Annotated in this window: 21 protein-coding genes and 1 pseudogene; 12 read left to right on the top strand and 10 right to left on the bottom strand. The window is 71.1% G+C overall.

The genetic code is table 11. From position 1 onward, the window contains the following. The first annotated feature begins 12 nt into the window (after positions 1 to 12). Positions 13 to 1,005, top strand: a complete 993-nt coding sequence (hemB, locus tag ABEA26_RS12985) for a porphobilinogen synthase (RefSeq protein WP_345592108.1) — start codon at positions 13 to 15, stop codon at positions 1,003 to 1,005. Between the two features lie 43 nt (positions 1,006 to 1,048). On the opposite strand, the gene ABEA26_RS12980 is transcribed toward hemB, so the two are convergent. Further along, entirely contained in the window at positions 1,049 to 1,780 is a 732-nt protein-coding gene (locus tag ABEA26_RS12980) for a DUF4232 domain-containing protein (protein WP_345592107.1), read from the bottom strand. Between the two features lie 210 nt (positions 1,781 to 1,990). On the opposite strand from ABEA26_RS12980, the gene ABEA26_RS12975 reads away from it, so the two are divergent. From ABEA26_RS12975 to ABEA26_RS12965, 3 genes are all read left to right on the top strand, one after another. Continuing rightward, the gene (locus tag ABEA26_RS12975) at positions 1,991 to 3,391 is read left to right on the top strand and encodes a helix-turn-helix domain-containing protein (RefSeq protein WP_345592106.1); all 1,401 of its coding nucleotides are present in this window, start codon (positions 1,991 to 1,993) and stop codon (positions 3,389 to 3,391) included. Between the two features lie 114 nt (positions 3,392 to 3,505). Continuing rightward, positions 3,506 to 4,408, top strand: coding sequence for an SAM-dependent methyltransferase (locus ABEA26_RS12970; RefSeq protein WP_345592105.1), 903 nt, complete (start codon positions 3,506 to 3,508; stop codon positions 4,406 to 4,408). A 68-nt stretch (positions 4,409 to 4,476) separates the two neighbouring features. After that, entirely contained in the window at positions 4,477 to 5,685 is a 1,209-nt protein-coding gene (locus ABEA26_RS12965) for an aminotransferase-like domain-containing protein (protein WP_345592103.1), read from the top strand. A 312-nt stretch (positions 5,686 to 5,997) separates the two neighbouring features. Here the strand turns inward: ABEA26_RS12965 and ABEA26_RS12960 are convergent. Both ABEA26_RS12960 and argS read right to left on the bottom strand, forming a co-directional pair. Further along, positions 5,998 to 6,573 (bottom strand): annotated as a pseudogene (locus ABEA26_RS12960) (RNA-guided endonuclease InsQ/TnpB family protein); the annotation flags it as partial. Positions 6,574 to 6,883: 310 nt separating this feature from the next. Next, positions 6,884 to 8,644 (bottom strand): arginine--tRNA ligase, encoded by a 1,761-nt coding sequence (gene argS, locus ABEA26_RS12955; protein ID WP_345592101.1) that lies wholly within the window; start codon positions 8,642 to 8,644, stop codon positions 6,884 to 6,886. Positions 8,645 to 8,812: 168 nt separating this feature from the next. Here argS and lysS point away from each other — a divergent pair, with 168 nt between their 5' ends. Next, complete coding sequence (lysS, locus tag ABEA26_RS12950; protein WP_345592099.1) at positions 8,813 to 10,552, top strand: lysine--tRNA ligase; 1,740 nt, start codon at positions 8,813 to 8,815, stop codon at positions 10,550 to 10,552. 75 nt (positions 10,553 to 10,627) lie between these two features. On the opposite strand, the gene ABEA26_RS12945 is transcribed toward lysS, so the two are convergent. From ABEA26_RS12945 to ABEA26_RS12935, 3 genes are all read right to left on the bottom strand, one after another. Then, positions 10,628 to 12,046: a DUF2637 domain-containing protein gene (locus ABEA26_RS12945; protein ID WP_345592098.1), complete on the bottom strand. Its 1,419-nt coding sequence runs from the start codon at positions 12,044 to 12,046 to the stop codon at positions 10,628 to 10,630. A gap of 90 nt (positions 12,047 to 12,136) precedes the next feature. After that, complete coding sequence (locus ABEA26_RS12940; RefSeq protein ID WP_345592096.1) at positions 12,137 to 13,033, bottom strand: DUF3558 family protein; 897 nt, start codon at positions 13,031 to 13,033, stop codon at positions 12,137 to 12,139. Positions 13,034 to 13,137: 104 nt separating this feature from the next. Then, a complete protein-coding gene (locus ABEA26_RS12935) occupies positions 13,138 to 14,046 on the bottom strand; it encodes a DUF3558 domain-containing protein (RefSeq protein WP_345592094.1) in 909 nt (302 codons plus the stop codon). 204 nt (positions 14,047 to 14,250) lie between these two features. Here ABEA26_RS12935 and ABEA26_RS12930 point away from each other — a divergent pair, with 204 nt between their 5' ends. Next, complete coding sequence (locus ABEA26_RS12930) at positions 14,251 to 15,444, top strand: RtcB family protein (protein WP_345592092.1); 1,194 nt, start codon at positions 14,251 to 14,253, stop codon at positions 15,442 to 15,444. A gap of 54 nt (positions 15,445 to 15,498) precedes the next feature. Here the strand turns inward: ABEA26_RS12930 and ABEA26_RS12925 are convergent, their stop codons facing one another. Beyond that, the gene (locus tag ABEA26_RS12925; RefSeq protein ID WP_345592090.1) at positions 15,499 to 15,726 is read right to left on the bottom strand and encodes a DUF397 domain-containing protein; all 228 of its coding nucleotides are present in this window, start codon (positions 15,724 to 15,726) and stop codon (positions 15,499 to 15,501) included. Between ABEA26_RS12925 and ABEA26_RS12920 the strand changes: the two genes are divergently transcribed. Next, positions 15,662 to 16,207 (top strand): ATP-binding protein, encoded by a 546-nt coding sequence (locus ABEA26_RS12920; protein ID WP_345592088.1) that lies wholly within the window; start codon positions 15,662 to 15,664, stop codon positions 16,205 to 16,207. The genes ABEA26_RS12925 and ABEA26_RS12920 overlap by 65 nt on opposite strands. Here the strand turns inward: ABEA26_RS12920 and ABEA26_RS12915 are convergent. Together ABEA26_RS12915 and ABEA26_RS12910 are read right to left on the bottom strand one after the other, a co-directional pair. Next, complete coding sequence (locus tag ABEA26_RS12915; RefSeq protein WP_345592086.1) at positions 16,137 to 16,916, bottom strand: SDR family NAD(P)-dependent oxidoreductase; 780 nt, start codon at positions 16,914 to 16,916, stop codon at positions 16,137 to 16,139. The two genes, ABEA26_RS12920 and ABEA26_RS12915, sit on opposite strands and share 71 nt — an antisense overlap. An 81-nt stretch (positions 16,917 to 16,997) precedes the next feature. Next, on the bottom strand, positions 16,998 to 17,336 hold the full coding sequence (locus ABEA26_RS12910) for a YnfA family protein (RefSeq protein WP_279564995.1): 339 nt from the start codon (positions 17,334 to 17,336) through the stop codon (positions 16,998 to 17,000). 125 nt (positions 17,337 to 17,461) lie between these two features. Here ABEA26_RS12910 and ABEA26_RS12905 point away from each other — a divergent pair, with 125 nt between their 5' ends. From ABEA26_RS12905 to ABEA26_RS12890, 4 genes are all read left to right on the top strand, one after another. Then, positions 17,462 to 18,568 carry an LLM class flavin-dependent oxidoreductase gene (locus tag ABEA26_RS12905; protein ID WP_345592083.1) on the top strand — a complete coding sequence of 369 codons (1,107 nt, stop codon included), beginning with the start codon at positions 17,462 to 17,464 and terminating at the stop codon, positions 18,566 to 18,568. Further along, complete coding sequence (locus tag ABEA26_RS12900) at positions 18,565 to 19,218, top strand: CE1759 family FMN reductase (RefSeq protein WP_345592081.1); 654 nt, start codon at positions 18,565 to 18,567, stop codon at positions 19,216 to 19,218. Before ABEA26_RS12905 ends, ABEA26_RS12900 begins: the two co-directional genes overlap by 4 nt. Before the next feature lie 61 nt (positions 19,219 to 19,279). Next, positions 19,280 to 20,062, top strand: coding sequence for a response regulator transcription factor (locus tag ABEA26_RS12895; RefSeq protein ID WP_345592079.1), 783 nt, complete (start codon positions 19,280 to 19,282; stop codon positions 20,060 to 20,062). After that, the gene (locus ABEA26_RS12890) at positions 20,063 to 21,505 is read left to right on the top strand and encodes a sensor histidine kinase (protein WP_345592077.1); all 1,443 of its coding nucleotides are present in this window, start codon (positions 20,063 to 20,065) and stop codon (positions 21,503 to 21,505) included. 114 nt (positions 21,506 to 21,619) lie between these two features. Here ABEA26_RS12890 and ABEA26_RS12885 read toward each other — a convergent pair whose 3' ends face one another. Then, positions 21,620 to 23,152 (bottom strand): alanine/glycine:cation symporter family protein, encoded by a 1,533-nt coding sequence (locus ABEA26_RS12885; RefSeq protein WP_345592075.1) that lies wholly within the window; start codon positions 23,150 to 23,152, stop codon positions 21,620 to 21,622. A 583-nt stretch (positions 23,153 to 23,735) separates the two neighbouring features. Here ABEA26_RS12885 and ABEA26_RS12880 point away from each other — a divergent pair. Continuing rightward, positions 23,736 to 25,772, top strand: a complete 2,037-nt coding sequence (locus ABEA26_RS12880) for a flotillin family protein (protein ID WP_345592073.1) — start codon at positions 23,736 to 23,738, stop codon at positions 25,770 to 25,772. Positions 25,773 to 25,782 lie beyond the last annotated feature (10 nt).

Raw genomic sequence — 25,782 nt, 5'->3', positions numbered from 1 at the left:
AGCGTAGGTGGTATGACGACGTACGGATCCTTCCCCGGCACCCGGCCCCGGCGGCTGCGGACCACCCCCGTGATGCGTCGGATGGTCGCCGAGACCCGGCTCCACCCCGCGGACTTCATCCTCCCCGCCTTCGTGCGCGAGGGCGTGCGCGAGCCGGTGCCGATCGCGGCGATGCCCGGGGTCGTGCAGCACACCCGGGACACGCTGAAGAAGGCCGCCGCGGAGGCGGTCGAGGCCGGGATCTCCGGGATCATGCTGTTCGGCGTGCCGGAGGAGGAGAAGAAGGACGCGCTCGGGACGGTCGGTACCGACCCCGACGGGATTCTCCAGGTCGCCCTGCGCGACGTGCGGGCCGAGGTCGGGGACGACCTGCTCGTCATGTCCGACCTGTGCCTCGACGAGTTCACGGACCACGGGCACTGCGGTGTGCTGGACGACGAGGGGCGCGTCGACAACGACGCCACCCTGGAGCGGTACGCCGAGATGGCGCAGGTCCAGGCCGACGCGGGCGCCCACGTGGTCGGGCCCAGCGGGATGATGGACGGGCAGATCGGCGTCGTCCGTGACGCGCTGGACCAGATCGGGCGGGAGGACGTCGCCGTCCTCGCCTACACCGCCAAGTACGCGTCCGCCTTCTACGGGCCCTTCCGCGAGGCCGTCGGGTCCTCGCTCAAGGGGGACCGGAAGACCTACCAGCAGGACGCCGCCAACACGCGCGAGTCCATGCGGGAGCTGGCCCTGGACCTGGCGGAGGGCGCCGACATGGTCATGGTCAAGCCGGCCGGCCCCTACCTCGACATCCTGGCCAAGGTCGCCGAGGCCGTGGACGTGCCCGTCGCCGCCTACCAGATCTCCGGCGAGTACTCGATGATCGAGGCCGCCGCCGAGAAGGGCTGGATCGACCGCGACCGGGCCATCCTGGAGGCGCTCACCGGCATCAAGCGGGCCGGCGCGCGCAACATCCTGACCTACTGGGCCACCGAGGTCGCTCGCACGCTGCGCTGAGCATCCTCGGCCGGCCCTTCGTGCAGCGCGTGCGCGGATGCCTTCAGTACTGGAGGGCGTGGTCGATGCCGGTCTGCCAGTAGGTCACCGCGAGCTTGCTGTCGACGTTCACGCCGGAGGGCAGGGCGACCTTGGCGATGGAGTCGTCGTCGAAGGGGATCGTGAGGGTGCCCACGCTGATGGGCTCACCGCCGCTGCCGTCGGCCATCGTCAGCCGCACCCCGGCGTAGGCGGTCTCACCGGGACCGACTCCGGCCACCGCATGCGGCTGGGACTCCTCGATGACCGGCGGCACGGACTGGGCCTCGCCGAAGCGCGCCACCGGGTACGGCGGCAGCATGCACGTCTTCGAGCCGGTGCCGGTGGCGGTCAGCAGCAGGTGGTTGATCGGGCGGGACACCTTCGTGGCGGTGATCTTCACGTCGGACGCGGAGCACTTCCCCGGCATCTCCGCGTCGTCCTTGTCGCCGGTGTCCGAGCCGGCGTTCGAGCCGGAGCCCGACGAGCCGGAGTCCGACGAGCCGCCACCCGACTTGTCCGAGCCGTTGGAGCCGGTGGAGCCGTTCGCGCCGTCGGTTCCCTTGTCGCCGTCCGAGTCGCTCCCGCCGGTGGCCGGCTTGGCCTGGTCGCCCGCCGGGGCGGAGGAGGCCGGTGCGGAGGAGGCCGCGGCGCCCGTGTCCGTTCCTTCGTCGCTCTCGCAGGCCGTCAGAGCGAGCGTGGCCAGCGCGACCGTGGTGGCGGCGAACAGGCGGGTGCGGGTGGTGCGTACGGACATGAGGTGAGCCCCTTCGGGTGGAGTTGAGGTAAGCCGCTCGGCGGTTCGCCGGGGGCGGCTGCTTGGATGACCACAGCTTGGGTCCAGAGCCGTCCCAGTCGCCAGGGGTGCCGGGACATGCGGGATACTGGGACGCTGGTAGCGGCTCTGACCTGCGGGAACGGTGTCCCGCTGGGATGCTGTACGGGGATACGGGAAGAGGGAGATCCGGTGGCGGGGGACGACTTCGCGGGACTGCTGCGGAAGCTGAAGGAGCGGTCCGGACTCAGCTACGGGACACTGGGCAAGCGACTGCACATGAGTGCGTCCACACTCCACCGGTACGTCAGCGGGGAGGTCGTGCCCGTCGAGTTCGCGCCCGTCGAACGCCTCGCCCGGGCGTGCCGGGCGACCCCCGAGGAGCTGCTCGAACTCCATCGCCACTGGATCCGTGCCGACGCTCTGCGCGGGGTGAAGAGGCCGGAGGAGACGCGGGAGGCTCAGGAGATGGCGGAGACGGAAAAGGGCGGGACGGAAAAGGGGGAGACGGCGGAAGCCGTCGTGCCCGAGGTGCCCGAGGTGCCCGAGGTGCCCGAGGTGCCCGGAGTCGCCGTCGCGGAGGAAGACGCACCGCCCACACCTGACGGAGCCTCCGTACCGGGCGTTCCGCCGGGGCCTGACGTACCGTCCGAGCCCGACATGCCGTCCGCACCCTCCGCCCCCGTCGAACGACGTCGCCGGGTACCGCGCGCCGCCCTCTACGCCGCGACCGGCGTCGCCGCCGTCGCTCTCGCCGTCAGCCTCCTGCCCGGCACGGGCGACGGAGGGGAGAAGCGCGATCCGGCCGGAGCCGCCGCCGGAACCTCCGTGTCGGTGACCGGGAGCGGCACCCGGTCGGCGTCTCCCGGCGCGAGTGCCTCTCCGTCCACGTCGTCCGCCTCCCCGTCCATGTCCGCGTCATCCGCCCCCTCCCCGTCCGCGACGCGCCGGAGCACGGCCACGCCTAGCGGCCGAGCCCCGGGGAAGAGTGGCCCCGCGCTCACCGTGTCGACCACCCCGTACTTCTGGGACGTCCCCTGCGAGCAGTCCTTCCTGGTGGACCGCAGTCCGCAAAACGTGTTGAATCCGCCCACCCAGCCGGACGTGGTCGGCTGGGTCACCGCCTTCGGCGCGGTCGCCGCCGACCGGCAGATGACCGTGTTCACCGTGCAGGGAACCGGTACGGAGACCGTGGTTCTGGAGAACCTGCACGTCCGTGTGGTGGACAGCAAAGAGCCGCTGGACTGGAACGAGTACGCCATGGGCGTCGGCTGCGGCGGCGGCGCGAGCACCAAGTCCTTCGACGTCTCCCTCGACCTGGGCAACCCCCTGGCGATGCCGATCGCCGGACAGGAACCCTTCCCGTACACGGTCACCGAGTCCGATCCCGAGCTCTTCTACGTCAACGCGCACACCAGCGACCACGACGTCACCTGGTACCTGGAACTGGAATGGTCCAGTGGCGGCCGGAAGGGCATCATGCGGGTCGACGACCACGGCAAGCCGTTCCGCACCAGCGCCTCCAAGGGCAGCTCCTACTACGGGCAGATGCTGGGCGCCGAAGGCGTCTGGGAGTACTTCCCGGGCGAGTGAGCCGGGGCGGGGGCGGGGGGCCGGACGGGAGGCCGGGCGCCGCCAAGTACAGCTGGAAGATAGGTTGTCGACGAGTCGAGCACCATCCCCGGTTCGCTTCGTCAGGAGACGCCCATGCCCGGTGACGCCCTCAGCCAGGACCCCGCGGAGCTGAGAAGGAGGATCGACAGCAGCAAGGCGCATCCGGCCCGCGTCTACGACGTCTTCCTCGGCGGCAAGGACCACTACCCCGCGGACCGCGACGCGGCCGCCGCCGGGCTCGCCGCCAACCCGCGCGGCTACCTCGACGTACGGCACAACCGGGACTTCCTGCGCCGCGCCGTCACCACGCTGGCCGAGGAGCACGGCGTCCGGCAGTTCCTCGACATCGGCACCGGCCTGCCGACCGCCGAGAACGTGCACCAGATCGCCCAGCGCACCGCGCCCGAGTCACGGGTGGTCTACGTCGACAACGACCCGGTCGTCCTCACCCACGCCCGCGCCCTGCTCACCAGCGGTCCCGAGGGACGTACGGACTACATCGACGCCGACCTGCAGGACCCGGCACGGATCCTCGAACAGGCCGCGCGGACACTCGACTTCAGCCGGCCCGTCGGGCTCTGCCTCGTCGCCATCCTGCACTTCGTCGAGGACGAGGAGGCGTACCCGATCGTCCGCGGGCTGATGGACGAGCTGCCCGCGGGCAGCAGGCTCGTCCTCAGCCACCTCACCGAGGACCTCAACCCGGAAAACATCCGCGCGGTCCAGCGGACCTACACCGAGCGGGGTTTCACCTTCGTGCTGCGCTCCCGCGACGACGTGGAGCGCTTCTTCACGGAAACCGGACTCGAGGTCGCCGAACCGGGTGTCGTCCCGGTGCACCACTGGCGCCCGGACCACGCGGCCCCGGTGCCCGAGCAGCCCGAGACGTCCTACCTGGCGGGCCTCGACGACATCGAGAGGGTCCGCTACAAGGACATCAACGACGTCACGGACGCCGACATCAACGTGTACGGGGGACTGGGCGTCAAGGCCTGACGGCCGCGCGGGTGTCCGGATTACGGAAAGGCCCTTGTAGGCGGCACGTACTTCCCTAAGGTGCGGGCATGACCGTGACTGAGCAAGCGCCCGCCCCCGCCGTCTCCCCTCCACCGCTGGCCGCGCGGGCCCGGTCGATCGGCGGTTCGCCCGTGCGGGACATCCTCGCCGTCACCGCCCGCCCCGAAGTGATCAACTTCGCGGGCGGGCTGCCGGCCCCCGAGCTGTTCGACGCGGAGGGGATCGCCGCCGCGTACCGGGACGTCCTCGTCGAGATGCCCGCGCGGGCGCTCCAGTACTCCACCACCGAGGGCGAGCCCACCCTGCGGGCCGCGCTCGCCGCCCGCACCTCGGCGCGCGGACTGGAGACCGTCCCGGACGACCTCCTCGTCACCACCGGCTCGCAGCAGGCACTGTCGCTCCTCGCCACCGCCCTGCTCGAACCCGGCGACACCGTCCTCGTCGAGAGCCCCTGCTACCTGGCCGCACTCCAGGCCTTCGGCTTCGCGGGCGCCCGCGTGGTCGCCGTGCCCGGCGACGAGGACGGCATCGACCCCGAGGCGCTGGAGGAGCTGGTGCTGCGCGAGCGCCCCAAGCTGCTCTACACCGTCCCCACCTTCCAGAACCCGACCGGCCGCACCCTGCCCGCCGCCCGCCGGGCCGCCGTGGCCGAGGTCGCGGGCCGGTGCGGGCTGTGGATCGTCGAGGACGACCCGTACGGCGAGCTGCGCTTCGAGGGCGAGCGGGTGCCGTGGATCGCCTCCTGCGACGACGCCCGGGACCGGACCGTGCTGCTGGGTTCCTTCTCCAAGGTCATGGCACCCGGCCTACGTCTGGGCTGGCTGCGGGCGCCCGCCGGACTGCGCCGGGCGTGCGCGGTCGCCAAGCAGGCCGCCGACCTGCACACCCCGACCGTCAACCAGCTCGCCGCCGCCCGCTACCTCGCCGACCGGGATCTGGACGCCCACGTCGCGCGCGTCGCCGCGGTCTACGGCGCACGCCGGGACGCCATGCTCGCGGGCCTGCCGGACGCGCTGCCGGCGGGGTCGGTGTGGACGCGACCCGAGGGCGGCATGTTCCTGTGGGCGCGCCTGCCGGAGGGGTACGACACCACCGCCCTGCTCCCCGGGGTGGTCCGGCACGACGTGGCGTACGTCCCCGGCGCTCCCTTCCATGCCGGTGAGCCCGACCGCGCCACCCTGCGGCTGTGCTTCGTCACGCAGACGCCGGACGAGATCGCGGAGGGGCTGCGGAGGCTGGGGGAGGGGCTGCGGTAGGGGCGCTGGGAGGGCTTCGGGAAGGGCTCCGGGAGGCGCAGGTCTTCCCCCCTCTCCTGGTCCCAGGCCCGGGAACCGAGGCGGGGCGGTGGTGACCACGGACCTGCCCACGCGCGCGCCTCGACGCACTCCCGTTCGCCGTCGGCCGCTGCGGGCGGGCCGGAAGCAGGCCCGGAGGACGGCTCCGGGACGGGCGGCGGTCATGACGGTGTAGACGTACGACTCCGCGTCGACCTCGTCCGCGATCTCGGCCCGGCGGGTCGGGCCGCCCGCCGTCATCGTCAGTCGGTCGCCGACGAGTGTCCCCACATCCGCCAGTCCTGCCACCGACAGGTCCTCCACTGCGATCCCTTGGTTCTCGGAGATCAGCTTCGTGGAGAGCTGGTGGTGGAACGCGCGGCGTGCGTCGGCGACCTTGGCGTGGGCGCGGGCGACCTTCAGGCGGGCCTTGGTGCGGTTCTTGCTCCCTTTCTGTTTGCGGGACAGCTCCCGCTGGGCCTTCTTCAGCTTCTTCTCCGCGCGCCGCGGAAAGCGCGGGGAGCCGATCTACGTGCCGTCGGACAGGACCGCGAAGTGGGTCAGGCCGAGATCGATGCCGACGGTGCGGTCGGTTTCAGGCATCCGTGCCTGGTCGGCTGCGGGGTCGGTGTCGATGACGAAGGAGGCGAAGTACCGCCCGGCCGCGTCCTTGATGAGGGTGACGGAGGTGGGAGCGGTGGGCAGCGTGCGGGGCCGTCTCACCTTCGGGAACGGCAGCTCGGCCTTGCGGGCGTCCTCGCGGGCACGGACCGCGTCGTTGAACACGACACGTGCGCATCCGAACGCCTTCGCCAGCGCGGTCTGCTGGCCGGTGTCCGGGTACAACCTGAAGGCGTACCGAAGCTGCATACGAAGACCGTACGAACAGGCCACGCCAGCCGTAACCGGGAACACTCGTTCCCCACCTCACCCCGCCGGTGACAGCCCTGCCCGGCTCCGCCGGAACGCCACTGCGTCGCTCCGCGCCGCAGTCACGAGATTCGCTTCACCACTGGGAGGGCGCCCGATGCACTGCGAATAGACCTTGGTAGCGCAGCTCCACCCGGGCGCCGGTGGTGGTGCGGTGCGTGGTGAGGGACCGCTCGAACAGCCGCGGCCCGTCCTCACCTCGGGGGAGAGGACGGGCCGCGTGGCGTGTGCCGTGGCCGGCCGGCAGGCGTCAGAGCCGCTCGGGCGTCCTGATGCCCAGCAGGGCCATGCCCTGGTGCAGCGTGCGGGCCGTGAGGTCGCACAGGAACAGGCGGTTCTCCGCGACCTCCCGCGGGGGCGCCGGCTTGATCACCGGGCACTTGTCGTAGAAGGACGTGTAGAGGGACGCCAACTGGTACAGGTACGCGGTCAGCTTGTGCGGGGCGTACTCCGCGGCCGCCTCGAAGACCGTGTCCCCGAACGCGTCCAGGTGCAGGCCCAGCGCGCGCTCCGCCTCGTGCAGCTCCAGCTCCGGGTGAGCGGCGGGGCGGACCTCGCCGGCCTTGCGGAGGATGGACTGGATACGGGCGTAGGCGTACTGGAGGTACACGCTGGTGTCGCCGTTGAGCGAGACCATCTGGTCCAGGTCGAACTTGTAGTCGCGGCTCGGCGACGTCGACAGGTCCGCGTACTTCACGGCGCCGATGCCGACCTGCCCGGCCCGCTCCTGGATCTCGTCCTCGGTGAGGTCCCGCGCCTTCTCCCGTACGACCTGCGCGGCACGCTGTACCGCCTCGTCCAGCAGGTCCTCCAGCCGCACGGTCTCGCCCGCGCGCGTCTTGAAGGGCTTGCCGTCCGCGCCGAGCACCGTGCCGTAGGCCATGTTGTGCGCGGTGACGTCGTCGCCGAGCCAGCCGGCCCGGCGGGCCGTCTCGAAGACCATCCTGAAGTGGAGCGACTGGCGTACGTCGACGACGTACAGCAGGGTGCTCGCGTGCAGGTCGAGGACGCGGCCCCGGATCGCGGTCAGGTCGGACGCCGCGTAGCCGAAGCCGCCGTCGGCCTTCTGCACGATCAGCGGGACCGGCTGGTCGTCCTTGCCGCGGATTTCGTCGAAGAACACCACGAGCGCGCCCTCGGAGCGGACCGCGACGCCCATCTCCTCCAGGAGGCGGGCGGTCTCGGGCATGCCCTCGTTGTACGCGGACTCGCCGACGATCTCCTCGTCGCGGATCTCCATGTCGAGCTTCTCGAAGACGGAGTAGAAGTAGACCTTCGACTCGTCCACGAACCGCTGCCACAGTTCGAGCGTCTCCTTGTCACCGGACTGGAGGGCGACGACCCGCCTGCGGGCCCGGTCCTTGAACTCCTCGTCCGAGTCGAAGACCGCGCGCGACGCCTTGTACACCCGGTTCAGGTTGCTCATGGCCTGCTCGCCGTCGACGTCGGCCGCGGGGGCCAGCTCGCCGGGGTGCTCGAACAGGTACTGGATGAGCATGCCGAACTGGGTGCCCCAGTCGCCGATGTGGTGGCGGCCGATGGTCTTCTCGCCGGTGAAGTCGATCATGGAGCGCAGGGCGTCGCCGATCACCGCCGAACGCAGGTGGCCGACGTGCATCTCCTTCGCCACGTTCGGCTGGGCGTAGTCGATGACCGTGACGCCCGGGTTCTCCTTCAGCGGCACGCCGAGGCGCTCGCCGTCCGCGTGCCGGGCGGCGAGGTTCTCGGTGATGGCCCGGTCGCCGATCGTGATGTTGAGGAAGCCGGGCCCGGAGACCTCGACGTCCTTGACCAGATCGCCGGTGACGATGTGCGAGACGACCTCGGCGGCCAGCTCGCGCGGGTTCGCCTTCGCCTTCTTGGCCAGGGCGAGGATGCCGTTGGCCTGGTAGTCCGCCCGGTCGCTTCGTCGCAGCAGCGGGTCCGCGCCGGCCGCTTCGGGCCGGGTGGCCGTCAGGGCGGACGCGAGGTGCTGCTGGACGGAGTCGCTGAGGGACGTGACCGAGGCCATGGAGTGGTTCGCCGTTCTGCTCGGGGTTCCGGGAGTGAGGCTTTGAGTAGCTACGGGAACCGAGTATCCCACGCGGTGAAAAGCGGTTTTCGCGGATGCGGGCCGGGCTGGGAGAATGGAGCGGTCAGCCGTGCGACCGTACCGGCTGCCCGAGTCAGAAAGAAGGACGTGCCGATCGTGGCTCAGAGCACAGAGACCACCGACTGGGTCTCCCGTTTCGCGGACGAGGTCATCGCCGAGTCGGAGCGCCGTGCCCCGGGCAAACCTGTGGTCGTCGCGTCCGGGCTCTCCCCGTCCGGCCCCATCCACCTGGGCAACCTGCGCGAGGTCATGACCCCGCACCTGGTCGCCGACGAGGTGCGCCGCCGCGGCCACCAGGTCCGGCACCTGATCTCCTGGGACGACTACGACCGGTACCGCAAGGTGCCGGCCGGTATCGCCGGGGTGGACGGGACGTGGGCCGAGCACATCGGCAAGCCGCTGACCTCCGTCCCGGCCCCGGACGGCTCCCCGTACCCGAACTGGGCGGAGCACTTCAGGGCCGCGATGGTCGCCTCGCTCGCCGAGATGGGCGTGGAGTTCGACGGGATCAGTCAGACCGAGCAGTACACCTCCGGTGTCTACCGCGAGCAGATCCTGCACGCCATGAGGCACCGGCGGGACATCGACGCGATCCTCGCCCAGTACCGCACGAAGAAGGCTCCGGCGAAGAAGTCGCAGAAGCCCGTGGACGAGGCCGAGGTGGAGGCCGCCGAGGGCTCCGGCGCCGCCGCCGAGGACGACGGCAGCTCCGGCTCCGCCGGGTACTTCCCGTACAAGCCCTACTGCGGCAACTGCGAGAAGGACCTGACCACGGTCACCGCGTACGACGACGACTCGACCGAGCTCACCTACGCCTGCACGGCGTGCGGCTTCTCCGAGACGGTCCGGCTCAGCGAGTTCAACCGCGGCAAGCTGGTCTGGAAGGTCGACTGGCCGATGCGCTGGGCGTACGAGGGGGTCGTCTTCGAGCCCAGCGGCGTGGACCACTCCTCTCCCGGGTCGTCGTTCCAGGTCGGCGGGCAGATCGTCGGGATCTTCGACGGCGAGCAGCCGATCGGCCCGATGTACGCCTTCGTCGGCATCAGCGGCATGGCCAAGATGTCCTCGTCCAAGGGCGGGGTGCCCACCCCGGCCGACGCGCTGGAGATCATGGAGCCGCAGCTGCTGCGCTGGCTGTACGCCCGCCGCCGGCCCAACCAGGCCTTCAAGATCGCCTTCGACCAGGAGATCCAGCGGCTCTACGACGAGTGGGACCGCCTCGACGCCAAGGTCGCCGACGGCAGCGCGCTGCCCGCCGACGTCGCCGCCCACGCGCGCGCCGTCGGCACGGCCGCCGGTGAGCTGCCGAGGACGCCCAGGCCGCTGCCGTACCGCACGCTCGCGTCGGTGGCCGACATCACCGCCGGACACGAGGACCAGACCCTGCGCATCCTCAGCGAGCTCGACCCGGCGAACCCGCTGCGGACCCTGGACGAGGCCCGGCCGCGCTACGACAAGGCCGAGGCGTGGATCAACACCCACGTCCCCGCCGACCAGCGCACCATCGTGCGCGACGAGCCGGACGCCGAGCTGCTGAAGTCCCTCGACGAGCAGGGCCGGCAGTCCCTGCGGCTGCTGCTCGACGGGCTCGCCGACCACTGGTCGCTCGACGGTCTCACCCACCACGTCTACGGCGTGCCCAAGGTCCAGGCCGGCTTCCCCGCCGACGCCACGGCCAAGGAGCTGCCGCCGGAGATCAAGACCGCCCAGCGGTCGTTCTTCGCGCTGCTCTACCACCTGCTCGTCGGCCGCGACACCGGCCCGCGGCTGCCCACGCTGCTGCTCGCGGTCGGGCAGGAGCGGGTGCGGACCCTGCTCGGGGAGTAGGACCGGCCCGTACGGCGAAGGGGGCGCCCGGTGGTGAACACCGGCCGCCCCTTCGTCGTACTCGCTCACCGCTGGTCAGGCGATGTGCTCCTCCTCCAGCTCCGCGCTGTGCCGGTTGGTGAAACGGCTCACCAGCCGCTTGGCCTCGGGGTCGGCGAGCGGTGTGCCGAACGTCGCCTCCACGTTGTCGCCGAACTGGCGGGGTGTCGGGTAGCTGCCGTTGATCGACTGCTTGAAGACCTGGTAGTAGGCGTCCTCGTCCGGGTCCCGGGACGGGGGCTCCGGACGGGGTTCCGGATGGGGTGTGGGACGGGCTTCCGGATGGGGTTCGGGACGGGCTTCCGGACGTGCTTCCGGGTGGCCGCCGCCCTCCCCCAGCTCGCGGGTGCGGCCCGGGACGACCGGTATCGGGAAAGCGCCGGTCTCCTCCGGCGACGGTTCCTGGAGCGGGGGCTCTTCCTCGTACTGGTCCCGGTACTGGTCGGCCCGCCGCTGCTCCTCGTACCAGTCGGCGTACTGCTCGGCCGGGTCGTAGGCGGGGTCGTAGCCGCCCTGGTAGTCGATCTGGCGGGGAGTGTTGAACCAGGGGCTCTGCTCGGGCCCGGCCTCCACGCCCGTTGTCTTGTGCGCCGCGTCGTCCGCCTCCGGCGGTCGCCGGCCCGCGTCGGGCGCCTTGACCAGTTCCGGTCGCTGCCTCGCCGCGGGCGCCGCATGCGGAGCAGTGCCTTGTGGCCCCGCCCCCTGCGTTCCGGTGTCCTGCGGGTCGGACGCCTCCGGACGGGGCGCCGGCGGCAGCAGGGCCGGCTCGATGCCCGCCGCCGCCAGGCCGGCCGGGGCGGTCTGCGCCAGGGGGACGCCGTAGCGGGCCAGGCGCAGCGGCATCAGGGACTCGACGGGGGCCTTGCGGCGCCAGCCGCGGCCGAAGCGGGAACGCAGCCGGGCCTGGTACACCAGGCGCTCCTGCTCCAGCTTGATGACCTGCTCGTAGGAGCGCAGCTCCCACAGCTTCATCCGGCGCCACAGCAGGAAGGTCGGCCCCGGCGAGAGCAGCCACCGGGTGAGGCGGACGCCCTCCATGTGCTTGTCGGCGGTGATGTCGGCGATCCGGCCGATCGCGTGCCGGGCGGCCTCGACGGACACCACGAACAGGATCGGGATCACCCCGTGCATGCCCACGCCCAGCGGGTCGGGCCACGCCGCCGCGCCGTTGAACGCGATCGTCGCCGCCGTCAGCAACCAGGCCGTCTGCCGCAGCAGCGGGAAGGGGATGCGGATCCACGTCAGCAGCAGGTCCAGGGACAGCAGCACGCAGATGCCCGCGTCGATGCCGATCGGGAAGACGTAGCTGAAGTTCCCGAAGCCCTTCTGCAGCGCCAGTTCCCGCACCGCCGCGTAGGAACCCGCGAAACCGATCCCGGCGATGATGACGGCGCCGAAGACGACCATGCCGATGAGAACGCGATGCGTTCGTGTCAGCTCCAGTGGCGCGGCCACCCGTACTCCCCTCCCAGTGCCTGTTGTTGCGCGCAACAGAGTGGCACATGTGTGTGGGGGGCCGGGTGGCCGGTGGGTCGGTACGGCTCGTCAGTCCGACTTCGACGACGACTTGGAGGACGACTTGGAGTCCGAACCGGACTCCGAATCAAGCTTCGAGCCGGACCCCGAGCCGGACCCCGAGCCGGACGACGCCGACGAGCCGCTCGACGAACCGCCGCCGGTGCCGCCGCCGTTGGTTTTCTTCACCGAGGCCACCGCCTCCTTGGCCGCCTTCTGCGCGTCCTTGACCAGGTCGTCGGCGTCCGGCGACTTGTCGCCGGCCAGACCCGCGCCGTTGAAGTCGACAGTGACGACGACGTTCTCGACGCGCGTCACCACCGTCTGCTGCTTGAAGGTGCCTTCCTTCTTCTTCAGGTCGTAGCGCACCGCCGTCGCCTCGTCGCCCGTCCCGGAGACCGGCTCGGACTTGAGGTTTTTCGCGCCGTCCACCCCGCCGACGTCCTTGACCTGCTTCTGGTAGTACTCCCGCGCCAGCTTGTCGCCCTCGCCACGCGTCACGTCCGACTCGAAACGCAGCATCGACACGCTCAGCCAGCGGAACTGGGAGCCCTTCACGCCGTTGTCGTCCAGGCTGTCCCAGGAGCAACCGGCGCGCATCGCCGTGTCGTTGGAGGCGCCCTCCTTGCCCGAGTCGGCCTTCGGCACCAGGTCGTCCAGCGTCTTCTTCGACAGCACCGAACACGGCTCCGGAAGCTTCCCGTACGCCGCCGCACGCACCGTCGGGGAGGGGCTCGCGGACTTGGAGGCGGCGGACTTCTCCGCGGCCTCGTCCTTGCCGTCGTCGGAGCCGGAGTCCGAGGAGCAGCCGGCCGCCACCAGCATCACGGGGACTGCGGCCACGCCGACAAGGACGCGGGTGAGTCGCTTCGCCTGCTGGTTTCGCTGGTCACGCTGGGCTCGTCGCTGCATGGTTCCTTCACTCATGGCACTTGTGGTTCCTGCGGTCGGAACGGGTCCGGGGGTCACGGTACGCGTTGGGAAAACCGTGCGGCCCGCTCCGGGCGCTTCGCACACGGGGCCGGCAAGGCTCAACCGCTCAGTGAGTCCGCCAGCCGGGAAGCCAGGTTCCGCGCCATGTCCTGCATCTCCTCGCTGTCCGGCACGACTCCGAGCATCGCCGACTGCTCCGCGTACTCGATGGTCACCATGACGTTCGACGTGCGGAACGCCACAGTCACCGTGCGCCGCTTCGCCGTCGAACCGGAGCTGCTCAGCGCGTCGTCCACGAACGCCTCGTCGCCCAGGTCGTCGAGGAGCCGGGGCTGGAGGTCGGCGGGCGTGGCACTGGCGGACGGGCTCGACGAGGGGTCGGCGGAGGAGGACGCGGGGCCCGAGGCCGACGAGGAGGGCGTGCCGCCCGGAGTGTCGGACTCCGGGCCCCCGGACGTCTCCTCGGACGAGGGGGCGCCGGACGGGGGCCCGGAGTCCGACGCGGAGTCCGACGCGGAGTCCGACGCGGAGTCCGAGGCGGAGTCCGAGGCGACCGGCTCGGGCAGGTCTGCCGCCTCCACCTGCTCCGCGAAAAGCTCCTCGGCCTCGCTGTCGTCGCTCACGGCGGTGTCGTACGACACCACCCGCTCGAAGTCGACGAAGAGGTGGTTGGTCGCGTCCGCCGACTCCACCTTCCAGCGGCAGCCGACCTTCCGGTCGGTGTCGTACGCGAGTGTCGGCTCGCCCGCGTACGCCTTGTCGCGCTGCTCCTCGTCCGCGATCTCCTCGAGGCCGGGCAGGAGCGCGCCGAGCGACTTGTCGTCGACCGCGCCGCACGGCTCCGGAAGGGTGCGGTACTTGCCGGGCTCGGCCGCCTCGGTCGCGACGCCGGACTGTCCCGGGTTGGAGTCGTCCGCCGTGGCGCCGTCGCCCGAGCCGCCGGTGCAGCCGGCCAGCACCGCCGCCAGGAGGGCGGCGACGCCGGGTACATAGGCCTTCCGCTGCACGGTGCGGCTCCTCTCGCCGGTGTGGCGTGTGGTCGGTACTCCAGTGTCCCCGCTGGTTATTCGCTTGCCGTACGGGGGCGCTCCCTGCAGACAATGTGTATCGCACGCGCTGCCGTGAACGCCGGTCCGCCGTCCCTTTGGCTGACCTTGGCGCCGGTTTTGCGCTTCGAGGCTTCTGTTTGTTTCCGGGGGAATGAGGACGATATGTCGTACGTGGAAATGCCGGGCGCGAAGGTGCCGATCCGGATGTGGACCGACCCGGCGACGGTCGAGGACGTGGCACTCCAGCAGTTGCGCAACGTCGCGACCCTGCCGTGGATCAAGGGCCTGGCGGTCATGCCGGACGTGCACTACGGCAAGGGTGCGACGGTCGGGTCGGTCATCGCGATGCAGGGCGCCGTGTGCCCGGCGGCGGTGGGTGTGGACATCGGCTGCGGGATGTCGGCGGTGAAGACCTCCCTGACGGCGAACGACCTGCCGGGCGACCTGTCGCGGCTGCGCTCGAAGATCGAGCAGGCGATTCCGGTGGGGCGCGGGATGCACGACAGTCCCGTCGAGCCGGGGCGCTTCCACGGACTGGCGACCGCGGGGTGGGACGACTTCTGGGGGCGGTTCGACGGGGTCGCGGAGGCGGTCAAGTTCCGGCGGGAGCGGGCGACCAAGCAGATGGGTTCGCTCGGCGCCGGGAATCATTTTGTTGAGCTATGTGTTGACATGTCCGATTCAGTCTGGCTCATGCTCCACTCCGGTTCCCGCAACATCGGTAAGGAACTGGCCGAGCATCACATCGGCGTCGCCCAGAAGCTCCCGCACAACCAGGGTCTGATCGACCGCGACCTCGCCGTGTTCGTCGCGGACACCCCGCAGATGGCGGCGTACCGCAACGACCTGTTCTGGGCCCAGGAGTACGCGAAGTACAACCGCACTCTCATGATGGCGCTCTTCAAGGACGTGGTCCGCAAGGAGTTCAAGAAGGCGAAGCCGGCCTTCGAGCCGGAGATCAGCGCGCACCACAACTACGTGGCCGAGGAGCGGTACGAGGGGATGGACCTGCTCGTCACCCGCAAGGGCGCGATCCGGGCCGGTTCCGGTGAGTACGGGATCATCCCCGGTTCCATGGGCACGGGGTCGTACGTCGTGAAGGGCCTCGGGAACGCCAAGTCCTTCAACTCCGCCTCCCACGGCGCCGGGCGGCGAATGAGCCGGAACGCGGCCAAGCGACGCTTCTCCACGAAGGACCTGGAGGAGCAGACGCGGGGCGTGGAGTGCCGCAAGGACTCGGGTGTCGTGGACGAGATCCCGGGTGCCTACAAGCCGATCGACCGGGTCATCGACCAGCAGCGCGACCTCGTGGAGGTTGTGGCGAAGCTCAAGCAGGTCGTCTGTGTGAAGGGCTGAGCACGTCAGTGCCCCGTGACCTGGGCGAGTGGTCACGGGGCACTGCTCTTCGGCCTACGCGGTATGCCGAGCGGCGAATCTGACGAACTCCGTCCACGCCGTCGGCGTCGGGTTGACCATCGGGCCTGCCTTGTCCTTCGAGTCGCGGACGTGCAGAACGCCGAGCCAGGAGGCGACCTCGACGCACTCGCCGCCCGACCCCGTGCTGTAGCTGCTCTTGAACCAAGCCGACTCAGCAACTCCCCCGCGAAGGCGGACGCCTTCGCAACCGCCCCGGCCCACCCGGACCTTCGCGACGCGGTTCACGTCGACCCCGCGCGGCGCCCGCCTCGCCCGTCGGCTGGTCTCGCACCGCCTGGACGCCTGGGGTCACCCGTACGCCTCACACCTGAACGAGACGGTCACGCTGATCGCCGCGGAACTCACCACCAACGCCGTCCGCCACGGCCACGTACCGGGTCGGGACTTTCACCTCCGCCTCACAGAGGCCGAGGACACTGTGCGGATCGAGGTCACGGACACCCGCACCGAGAGGCGGCCCGTCCCCGGGACGCCGGACCCGGAGGGGGAGTCGGGCCGGGGCCTGCTCCTGGTCGACGCCATGGCGGGCGACTGGGGCGTGACCGCACGGCCCACCGGTCCCGGCAAGACCGTGTGGGCCGAGTGCGCCGTGTCGGACCGGTCGCCGTGCGTCAGCCCTCCCGGTGCACCTTCGTGTTCGAGGCCTGGGCGCGGGGGCGGACGACCAGGAGGTCGATGTTGACGTGGGCGGGGCGGGTGACCGCCCAGGTGATGGTGTCGGCGACGTCGTCGGCGCTCAGGGGGGCGGCCACGCCCTGGTAGACCTTGGCCGCCTTGTCCTGGTCGCCGCCGAAGCGGGTCAGGGCGAACTCGTCGGTCTTCACCATGCCCGGCGCGATCTCGACGACGCGGACCGGGCGACCGACGATCTCCAGGCGGAGGGTCTCGGCGAGGACGTGTTCGCCGTGCTTGGCGGCGACGTAGCCCGCGCCGCCCTCGTAGGTGGACAGGGCGGCGGTCGAGGAGACGACGACGATCGTGCCGTCGCCGCTCGCCTCCAGCCCGGGGAGCAGGGCCTGGGTGAGGTTGAGGGTGCCGATGACGTTCGTCTCGTACATGCGGCGCCAGTCGTCCGGGTCGCCGGTGGCCACCGGGTCGGCGCCGAGCGCGCCGCCCGCGTTGTTGACGAGGACGCCGACCGCCTTGAACGCGGTCGCGAACTCGTCGACCGCCGCGCGGTCGGTGACGTCCAGCGGGTACGCCGTCGCCTTGTGGCCCGCCGCCTGGATCTCCTCCGCGAGCGCCTCGATACGGTCCTTGCGGCGGGCGGTGAGTACGACGCGGTAGCCGGCCGCGGCGAGCTGCCGGGCCGTGGCTGCGCCGATGCCGCTGCTCGCACCTGTGACGACGGCGATGCGGGAGGCGGCGGACGGGGCGGCTGCGGGGGCCATGGGCTGCTCCTTGGTCGGTGTTGCCGGTCGTGGTCGGTGCTACCGGTCTTGGCCGGTGGTACCGGTCGCCGCCCAGCGTAGTCAGCCGCCGTTGCGGGGCGCCCACATGATCACGGCCATCCCGGCGAGGCAGACCAGGGCCCCGGTGATGTCCCAGCGGTCGGGTCGGTAGCCGTCCGCGACCATGCCCCACAGGATCGAGCCGGCCACGAAGATCCCGCCGTACGCGGCGAGGATGCGGCCGAAGTGGGCGTCGGGCTGGAAGGTGGCGACGAAGCCGTAGGCGCCGAGGGCGAGGACGCCCCCGGTGGCCCACAGCCAGCCGCGTTGTTCGCGTACGCCCTGCCAGACCAGCCAGGCTCCGCCGATCTCGAAGAGGGCGGCGACGACGAACAGGGCGGCGGAGCGGAGGACGAGCATGCGGGCAGCCTCGCACGGCGGGCCCGGGGCGGAACGCGGGGGCCGCAGGCGTGGCCGGAATAACGTCCGGCGGTCGACCGTTGGCGGTTATAGTTGAACGGTCAACAATTGGAGGTTGAGCGACCATGCAGTTCGGCATCTTCACCGTCGGCGACGTCACGCCGGACCCGACCACGGGGCGTACGCCGACCGAGCGTGAGCGGATCAAGGCCATGGTCGCCATCGCGCTGAAGGCCGAGGAGGTCGGGCTCGACGTCTTCGCGACCGGCGAGCACCACAACCCGCCCTTCGTGCCGTCCTCGCCGACCACGATGCTCGGCTACATCGCGGCGCGCACCGAGCGGCTGATCCTCTCCACCTCCACCACCCTCATCACCACCAACGACCCGGTGAAGATCGCGGAGGACTTCGCGATGCTCCAGCACTTGGCCGACGGCCGGACCGACCTGATGATGGGGCGCGGCAACACCGGGCCGGTCTACCCGTGGTTCGGCAAGGACATCCGCGAGGGCGTCAACCTCGCCGTCGAGAACTACGCCCTGCTGCACCGCCTGTGGCGCGAGGACGTCGTGAACTGGGAGGGCCGGTTCCGTACGCCGCTCCAGGGCTTCACGTCCACGCCCCGGCCGCTGGACGGCGTCGCGCCGTTCGTCTGGCACGGGTCGATCCGCTCGCCGGAGATCGCCGAGCAGGCCGCGTACTACGGCGACGGCTTCTTCCACAACAACATCTTCTGGCCCGCCGACCACACCAAGCGCATGGTCGAGCTGTACCGGAACCGCTACGCCCACTACGGCCACGGCACCCCCGAGCAGGCGATCGTCGGTCTCGGCGGCCAGGTGTTCATGCGGAGGAACTCGCAGGACGCGGTGCGTGAGTTCCGCCCGTACTTCGACGTCGCCCCGGTCTACGGGCACGGGCCGTCGTTGGAGGACTTCACCGAGCAGACGCCGCTGACCGTCGGCTCGCCGCAGCAGGTGATCGAGAAGACGCTGGCCTTCCGCGAGTACGCCGGTGACTACCAGCGCCAGCTGTTCCTGATGGACCACGCCGGGCTGCCCCTGAAGACCGTGCTGGAGCAGCTCGACCTGCTCGGCGAGGAGGTCGTACCGGTGCTGCGCGAGGAGTTCGCCAAGGACCGTCCGGCGGGCGTGCCGGACGCGCCGACCCACGCGTCCCTGCTGGCCGGCCGTAAGGACATCGCCACGACCGAGGAAGGAGTACGGGTATGAAGCTCGTCGTCGTCTCCGCGGGACTGGGCGTCCCGTCCTCCACCCGGCTGCTCGCCGACCGGCTGGCCGCCGCCACGGTCGCCGCTGCCGGTGCCCCACCGGCGTCCGCGGAGGTCCAGGTGGTCGAGGTGCGCGATCTCGCCGTGGAGATCGCCCACACCTTCACCAACGGCTTTCCGGGCCGGAAGCTGTCCGCCGCCTTCGAGTCGGTGGCGGCGGCCGACGGCCTGATCGTCGTCACGCCGGTGTTCTCGGCGTCGTACAGCGGGCTGTTCAAGTCGTTCTTCGACGCGCTGGGCGTGACCGACGCGGACGCCCTCGCCGGGAAGCCCGTGCTGATGGGCGCGACCGGCGGTACGGCCCGGCACTCGCTCGTCCTGGAGCACGCGATGCGTCCGCTCTTCGCGTACCTGAAGGCCGTCGTCGTACCGACCGGCGTCTACGCCGCCTCGGAGGACTGGGGCGCCGGGGGACTGGACGGGCGGATCGAGCGGGCGGCCGGGGAGCTGGCGGCGCTGGGGGCCGGGCTGTCGACGGCCGCGGGTCCGGGAGTGGAGCGTGGCGGGAAGCCGGGCGTGACGCCGGGCGCGGACGCCGACGGGATCGTGCCGTTCGAGGAGCGGCTCGCCGCGCTGCGGCCCGCAGGGTGAGATCTCGGTAAGAAGCCCGGCCGTCCGGTCAGGGGGCCCCTGGCCTTGGCAGACTGGACGCGTGCCCCGGACCGTTCTGCTCGCCGAAGACGACCGCGCCATCCGGCACGCCCTGGAGCGTGCCCTCACCCTGGAGGGGTACCGGGTCACCGCGGTCGCGGACGGCGCCGAGGCGCTGGCGCAGGCCCACCGGGGCCGGCCGGACGTCCTCGTGCTGGACGTGATGATGCCGGGCATGGACGGCCTCCAGGTCTGCCGGGCGCTGCGCGCGGAGGGCGACGCCACGCCGATCCTGATACTGACGGCGCTGGTGGAGACCGCCGAGCGGATCGCCGGTCTGGACGCGGGCGCCGACGACTACGTGGTGAAGCCCTTCGACGTCGAGGAGGTCTTCGCCCGGCTGCGCGCCCTGCTGCGCCGCACGGGCGGCAGCATGGGCGGCCGCGCGGAGGCGGGGCCGGACACCGCCTCCCCGTCGGCGGACGTGCCGCCCGCACCCGAGCCGGAAGAGCCGGGGAAACCGGGGGAGCCGCAGGACGGCGGCCGGTACCTGGCGGCGGCCGGGCTGCGCATGGACCCGCGGGCCCGCCGAGCCTGGCGGGACGGGCGCGAGCTGGAACTGACCCGCACCGAGTTCGAGCTGCTGGAGTTGCTGGTCCGCAACGCGGGCATCGTGCTCGACCACTCCACGATCTACGACCGCATCTGGGGCTACGACTTCGGGCCCGGCTCCAAGAACCTCGCCGTCTACGTCGGCTACCTGCGCCGCAAACTCGACCGGCCGGGGGCGCCGCAGCCGATCCAGACCGTGCGCGGGGTGGGTTACGTGCTGCGGGAGGACTGAGTGGGCCCCTCCCCGCTCGGGCGCCGGCCCCGGCTGCTGTCGCTGCGGACGACGTTCGCGGTGTCGTTCGCCACGGTCACCGCCGCGGTCACGCTCGTCGTCGGGGTGCTCTCGTACAGTGCCGCGGCCCGGCTGGTCCGGGTGGACCAGGAGTCGGTCTTCGACCAGGTCGTGCAGGACCTGCGCGCCGAGGTGCGGCTGCAACCGTTGTCGCCGGTCGACTTCGCCTCGTCCGCGCGCGGCCACGACATCGTGCGTCCGGCACGCACCGACGTACAGGTCCTCGGCCCGGACGGCGGAATCTTCGACCCGGCCGGTCCGCGACTGCCCGTCACCGACGCCGACCGGCGGGCCGCGGGTGCCGCCACCGCCGGGCGGATGGTCGAGCACGAGGACGTCGACGTCGGCCACGACGTCTTCCGGGTCGCGACCGTCGCCCTCGGCGGCGGCCGGGGCGCGGTGCAGGTGGCGCAGGAGTTCAGCGACACGGAGGATCTGCTGCGGGTGCTGCAGCGGCGGACGCTGGTCCTGATGGGCGCGGTGGTGACGGGTGCCGGGCTGTTCGGCTGGTGGCTGGCCCGGCGCATCACCCGGCGCCTGGTGGTCCTCACCTCCGCCGCCGAGAACGTGGCCCGCACCCGCCGGCTCGGCATCCAGGTACCGGTCACCGGCCCCGACGAGGTGGGCCGCCTCGGCCGCGCCTTCGACCTGATGCTGGGCCGTCTCGCCCAGTCGGAGGAGGACCAGCGGCGCCTGGTCCAGGACGCGGGCCACGAACTGCGGACACCGCTCACCTCGCTGCGGACGAACATCTCGCTGCTGCGCCGTGTCGACGAACTCCCGCCCGCCGCCCGCGAGGAACTGATCGCGGACCTCGGGCAGGAGGCCCGCGAGCTGACCGACCTGGTCAACGAACTGGTCGAGCTGGCGGCCGGCCAGTGGGCGGGGGAGCCTCCGCAGCCGGTCGACGTGGCGCGGATCGCGGACGACGTGGCGGCCGTGGCCCGGCGACGCAGTGGGCGGGAGATCGGCGTACGCGCCCGCGGGACGACGACGGTGGAGGGCCGGCCCGTCATGCTGACCCGCGCGATCTCCAACCTGGTCGAGAACGCCGCGAAGTTCGCCCCCCGGGGCAGCGGTCCCATCGAGGTCGTCGTCGCCGGGGCCGCTCTCGCGGGGACGGTCCGCGTCGAGGTCCTCGACCGGGGCCCCGGCATCCGTGACGCCGACCTGGCCCGTGTCTTCGACCGCTTCTACCGCGCCGCCGACGCCCGCTCCCGGCCCGGATCGGGCCTGGGCCTGTCCATCGTGCGGGAGGTGGCGCTGGCGCACGGGGGGACGCCGTTCGCGTACCGGCGGGACGGGGGCGGGTCGGTGATCGGGTTCACGGTGGTCGGGGCGGCCGCGGAGGACGAGCCGCTCAGCGACGCGCCGGGCGGCTGAGGCCGACGTACGCCCGCGGCACGGGCGGGCGGCGGTCCCATGCCGACGGGGCCCGTACTCACCAAGGCGCGGGTGAGTACGGGCCCCGTCCGGGAGCCGGGCGGTGTGAGCGCCTCAGGCGGTGGTCTTCGCAGACTCCTGCTCGTCGTCCCCGGGGTCCTCGCCGGCCTTGCGGGCGCGGACGTACTCCAGGAAGGTGTTGAGCTCGCGCTTGACGAGGGGCGCGAGGAGGTAGAGGCCGATGATGTTGATGACGGCGAGCGAGAAGAGGAAGGCGTCGGCCAGGTCGATCAGGGTCTGCAGTGTCAGCAGCGAACCCGCGACGGCGAAGAGGGTGTAGACGACCTTGTACGTCACCTCGCTGGCCCGGCTGCGGCCGAAGAGGTACGTCCACGACTTGAGGCCGTAGTAGCCCCAGGTCAGCACCGTGGAGATGGCGAACAGCAGCACCGCGACGGTGAGGACGTACGGGAACCAGGGCAGGACCGTCTCGAAGGCGTCGGAGGTGATCGTGACGCCGCCGATGCCCTCGTTCGTACGGGCCTCTTCCAAGCTGGCCGGGTTGGCGATGACGATGGTCAGCGCGGTCATGGTGCAGACGACGACGGTGTCGATGAACGGCTCCAGCAGCGCGACCAGGCCCTCACTCGCGGGGTGCTTGGTCTTGACCGCGGAGTGGGCGATCGGGGCGGAGCCGAGACCGGCCTCGTTGGAGAACGCGGCCCGCTTGAAGCCGATGATCAGCGCGCCGAGCACACCGCCGACGACCCCCTGCGGGTTGAACGCGCGCTCGACGATGGAGACCAGGGCGTCCGGCACGGCGGTGATGTTGACCAGGATCACGATCAGGCACGCGAGGATGTAGACGCCGGCCATGGCCGGTACGAGCCTGCTGGTTACGTTGGCGATGGAGCGGATGCCGCCGAGGAGCACGACGCCGACGATCGCGGCGACCAGGATGCCGAAGAACAGGGCGCCGGCGGAGGATCCGAGCGCGCCGTCCTCGCCGCCGGCGACCGAGACCAGCTGCGCGTAGGACTGGTTGACCTGGAAGAGGTTGCCGCCGAAGAGGCCGAAGAACAGGATCAGGAAGGACGCGAGGACCGCGAGGACCTTGCCGAGGGTCTTGCCGTTCTTGCCGAAGCGTTCGGCCAGGCCCTTGGGCAGGTAGTGCATCGGGCCACCGGAGACGGTTCCGTCGGCGTGCACCTCGCGGTACTTCACGCCGAGGGTGACCTCGACGAACTTGGTGGCCATGCCGAGCAGGCCGCACAGGATCATCCAGAACGTGGCACCGGCGCCGCCGATGGAGACGGCGACGGCCACGCCGGCGATGTTGCCGAGGCCGACGGTGCCGGAGACGGCGGCGGTCAGTGCCTGGAAGTGGTTGACCTCGCCGACCGACCCCTTCTCGTCGTACTTCCCCCGCACCACGTCGACGGCGAGTTTGAACTTGCGGACCTGGATGAGTCCGAACCAGCTGGTGAAGACCAGGCCTGCGACGACGAGCCAGGCGACGATGAGAGGCAGGTCGGCCTCGCCGACGGGAACGGTGTAGAAGACCACCTCCCCCAGCCACTCGGCTATGGGTTCGAAGAATTCGCTGACTGCTTCGTCGACGGACTGGGTGACGGAGTCGAGTGACACGGTGACTACCTCGATGACGCGGGGTTGGCGGGTGGGGCGTCTCGCCTGGGTGAGCGGTCTGTCTCTGCGCGAACGTCGTTGTCCGATGGGTGAACCCGTGCGCACGGCGCGGTTTCGGACCGTGATTCTCCTGGGCCGTGGTGCGAGTGCGGGCCTGCCCTCCGCAGTACGGCAGCCGACCGGGCCACCTGCGGAGTTGCGCTGTTCTACCACGTCTTTGCCGAACTTTTAGTGACGTATCTCACGTGACGAATCGTGACCAGCGAAGGTGCCGAGCGGTGAGATCGGACCGTTATTCGGACGCCGGATGCGTGGCGTGTGCACGCATCCGGTCGGGCGGTCTTGACGCCTTCTTGACGGTGACCGGCATGGAGGGTTGGGCGAAGACTGCCGGAAATCGGCAATGCGGTGAGCGCTCCTCATCGGCAGGATGAAGGTGAGGGGGAGCACGGATCCGGGTCCCGATGCCGGACACCGGCAGTTGGCGGCATCGGGACCCGGAGGTGCCGGTTCCGGCGCGGGTCGATCTCTGCTTCTCCGAGCCCGAGGGGGCTCGTCCTCCCGACCGCCAAGGACGTTGCTGATGAATCCCATGATCGTGGGCGTGGCCGTGCTCGTCGTCCTCTGCCTGCTCGCACTGCTCGCCGTCTCCCGGCTGTTCCGCAAGGTGGAGCAGGGCAAGGCGCTCATCGTCTCCAAGATGCGCAAGGTCGACGTGACCTTCACCGGGCAGGTCGTCCTGCCGGTGCTGCACCGGGCCGAGGTGATGGACATCTCCGTCAAGGCCATCGAGATCACCCGGGCCGGCAAGGAAGGCCTGATCTGCCGGGACAACATCCGCGCGGACATCCGCATCTCGTTCTTCGTCAAGGTCAACAAGACCGTCGAGGACGTCGTCAAGGTCGCGCAGGCGGTCGGCACGGCGCGGGCGAGCGACCGGAACACCCTGCAGGAGCTCTTCCACGCGAAGTTCTCCGAGGCGCTGAAGACCGTCGGCAAGCAGATGGACTTCACCGACCTCTACACCAAGCGTGAGGAGCTGCGGTACCGGATCATCGAGGTCATCGGTGTCGACCTCAGCGGATACCACCTCGAGGACGCGGCGATCGACTACCTGGAGCAGACGCCGCTGACCCAGCTCGACCCGGCCAACGTCCTGGACGCGCAGGGCATCCGGAAGATCACCGAGCTGACGGCCGTGGAGCACGTGCGCACCAACGAGGCCCAGCGCACCGAGGAGAAGGAGATCACCCGCCAGAACGTCGACGCCCGGGAGGCGATCCTGGAGCTGGAGCGCCGGCAGGTTGACGCCGAGACCAAGCAGAAGCGGGAGATCGAGACCGTACGGGCCCGCGAGGAGGCCGAGACCGCGCGGGTGGTGGAGGAGGAGCGGCTGCGCGCGCAGGGCGCCTTCCTGCGCACGGAGGAGCAGCTCGGCGTCCAGCGCGAGAACCAGGCCCGCGAGGTCGCCGTCGCCGCGAAGAACCGCGAACGGGTCATCGCCATCGAGAGCGAGCGCATCGAGAAGGACCGGCTCCTCGAGGTCATCGCGCGGGAGCGGGAGACCGAGCTGACCCGGATCGCGGCCTCCAAGGAGGTCGAGGCGGAGAAGCGGGACATCGCCGAGGTCATCCGGGAGCGGGTCGCCGTGGACCGTACGGTCGCCGAGCAGGAGGAGTCCATCAAGAAGCTGCGCGCGGTGGAGGAGGCGGAGCGCGACCGGCAGACCGTGATCATCGCCGCCGAGGCCCAGGCGCAGGAGAGGCTGGTCAAGGACATCAAGGCGGCGGAGGCCGCCGAGCAGGCCGCCACCCACCGCGCGGCCGAGGAACTGACCCTGGCCGAAGCCCGGTTGAAGAGCGCCGACCTCGACGCGCAGGCCAAGCTGCGGCTCGCCGAGGCCATCCAGGCGGAGAGCGCGGCCCAGGGGCTGGCAGAGGTCCAGGTCCGCGACAAGGAGGCCGAGGTCATCGAGAAGGCCGGCCGTGCGGAGGCCGAGGCGGCCCAGGCGCGGATGCGTGCGGAGGCGGAGGGGGTCAGGGCCAAGGCGCTCGCCGAGGCGGAGGGCGTCGGCGAGAAGCTGAAGGCCGAGGCGGCCGGTCTGACGGAGAAGGCGGCGGCGATGGCGGCGCTCGACGAGGCGTCCCGCGGGCACGAGGAGTACCGGCTGCGGCTGGAGGCCGAGAAGGACATCCGGCTCGCCGGTCTGGACGTGCAGCGCCAGGTCGCCGAGGCGCAGGCCACGGTGCTGGCCACCGGCCTGGAGAACGCCGACATCAACATCGTCGGCGGCGAGTCGGTCTTCTTCGACCGGCTGATGTCGTCCATCGCGCTCGGCAAGAGCGTCGACGGCTTCGTCCAGCACTCCGAGACCGCCCAGGCCCTCGCGAAGCCGTACCTCGACGGTACGTCCAGTATCGCCGCGGACCTCGGCCGCGTCCTCGGCCCGGTCTCCACGGCCGACGTGCGGAACCTGACCGTGTCCGCCCTGCTGATGAAGCTGATGAAGTCGGGTGGCGCGCCCGCCGGCCAGGTGCAGAAGCTGCTCGAGAAGGCGGACGAACTGGGTATCGCCGACGCCTCGTTGGCGTCCCTCAACGGCAGCACCAAGGTCGCCTGAGCACCGTCGC

The organism is Streptomyces marokkonensis, from assembly GCF_039539045.1.
Lineage (GTDB): Bacteria > Actinomycetota > Actinomycetes > Streptomycetales > Streptomycetaceae > Streptomyces > Streptomyces marokkonensis.
This window is presented reverse-complemented; position numbering and strand designations above follow the sequence as displayed.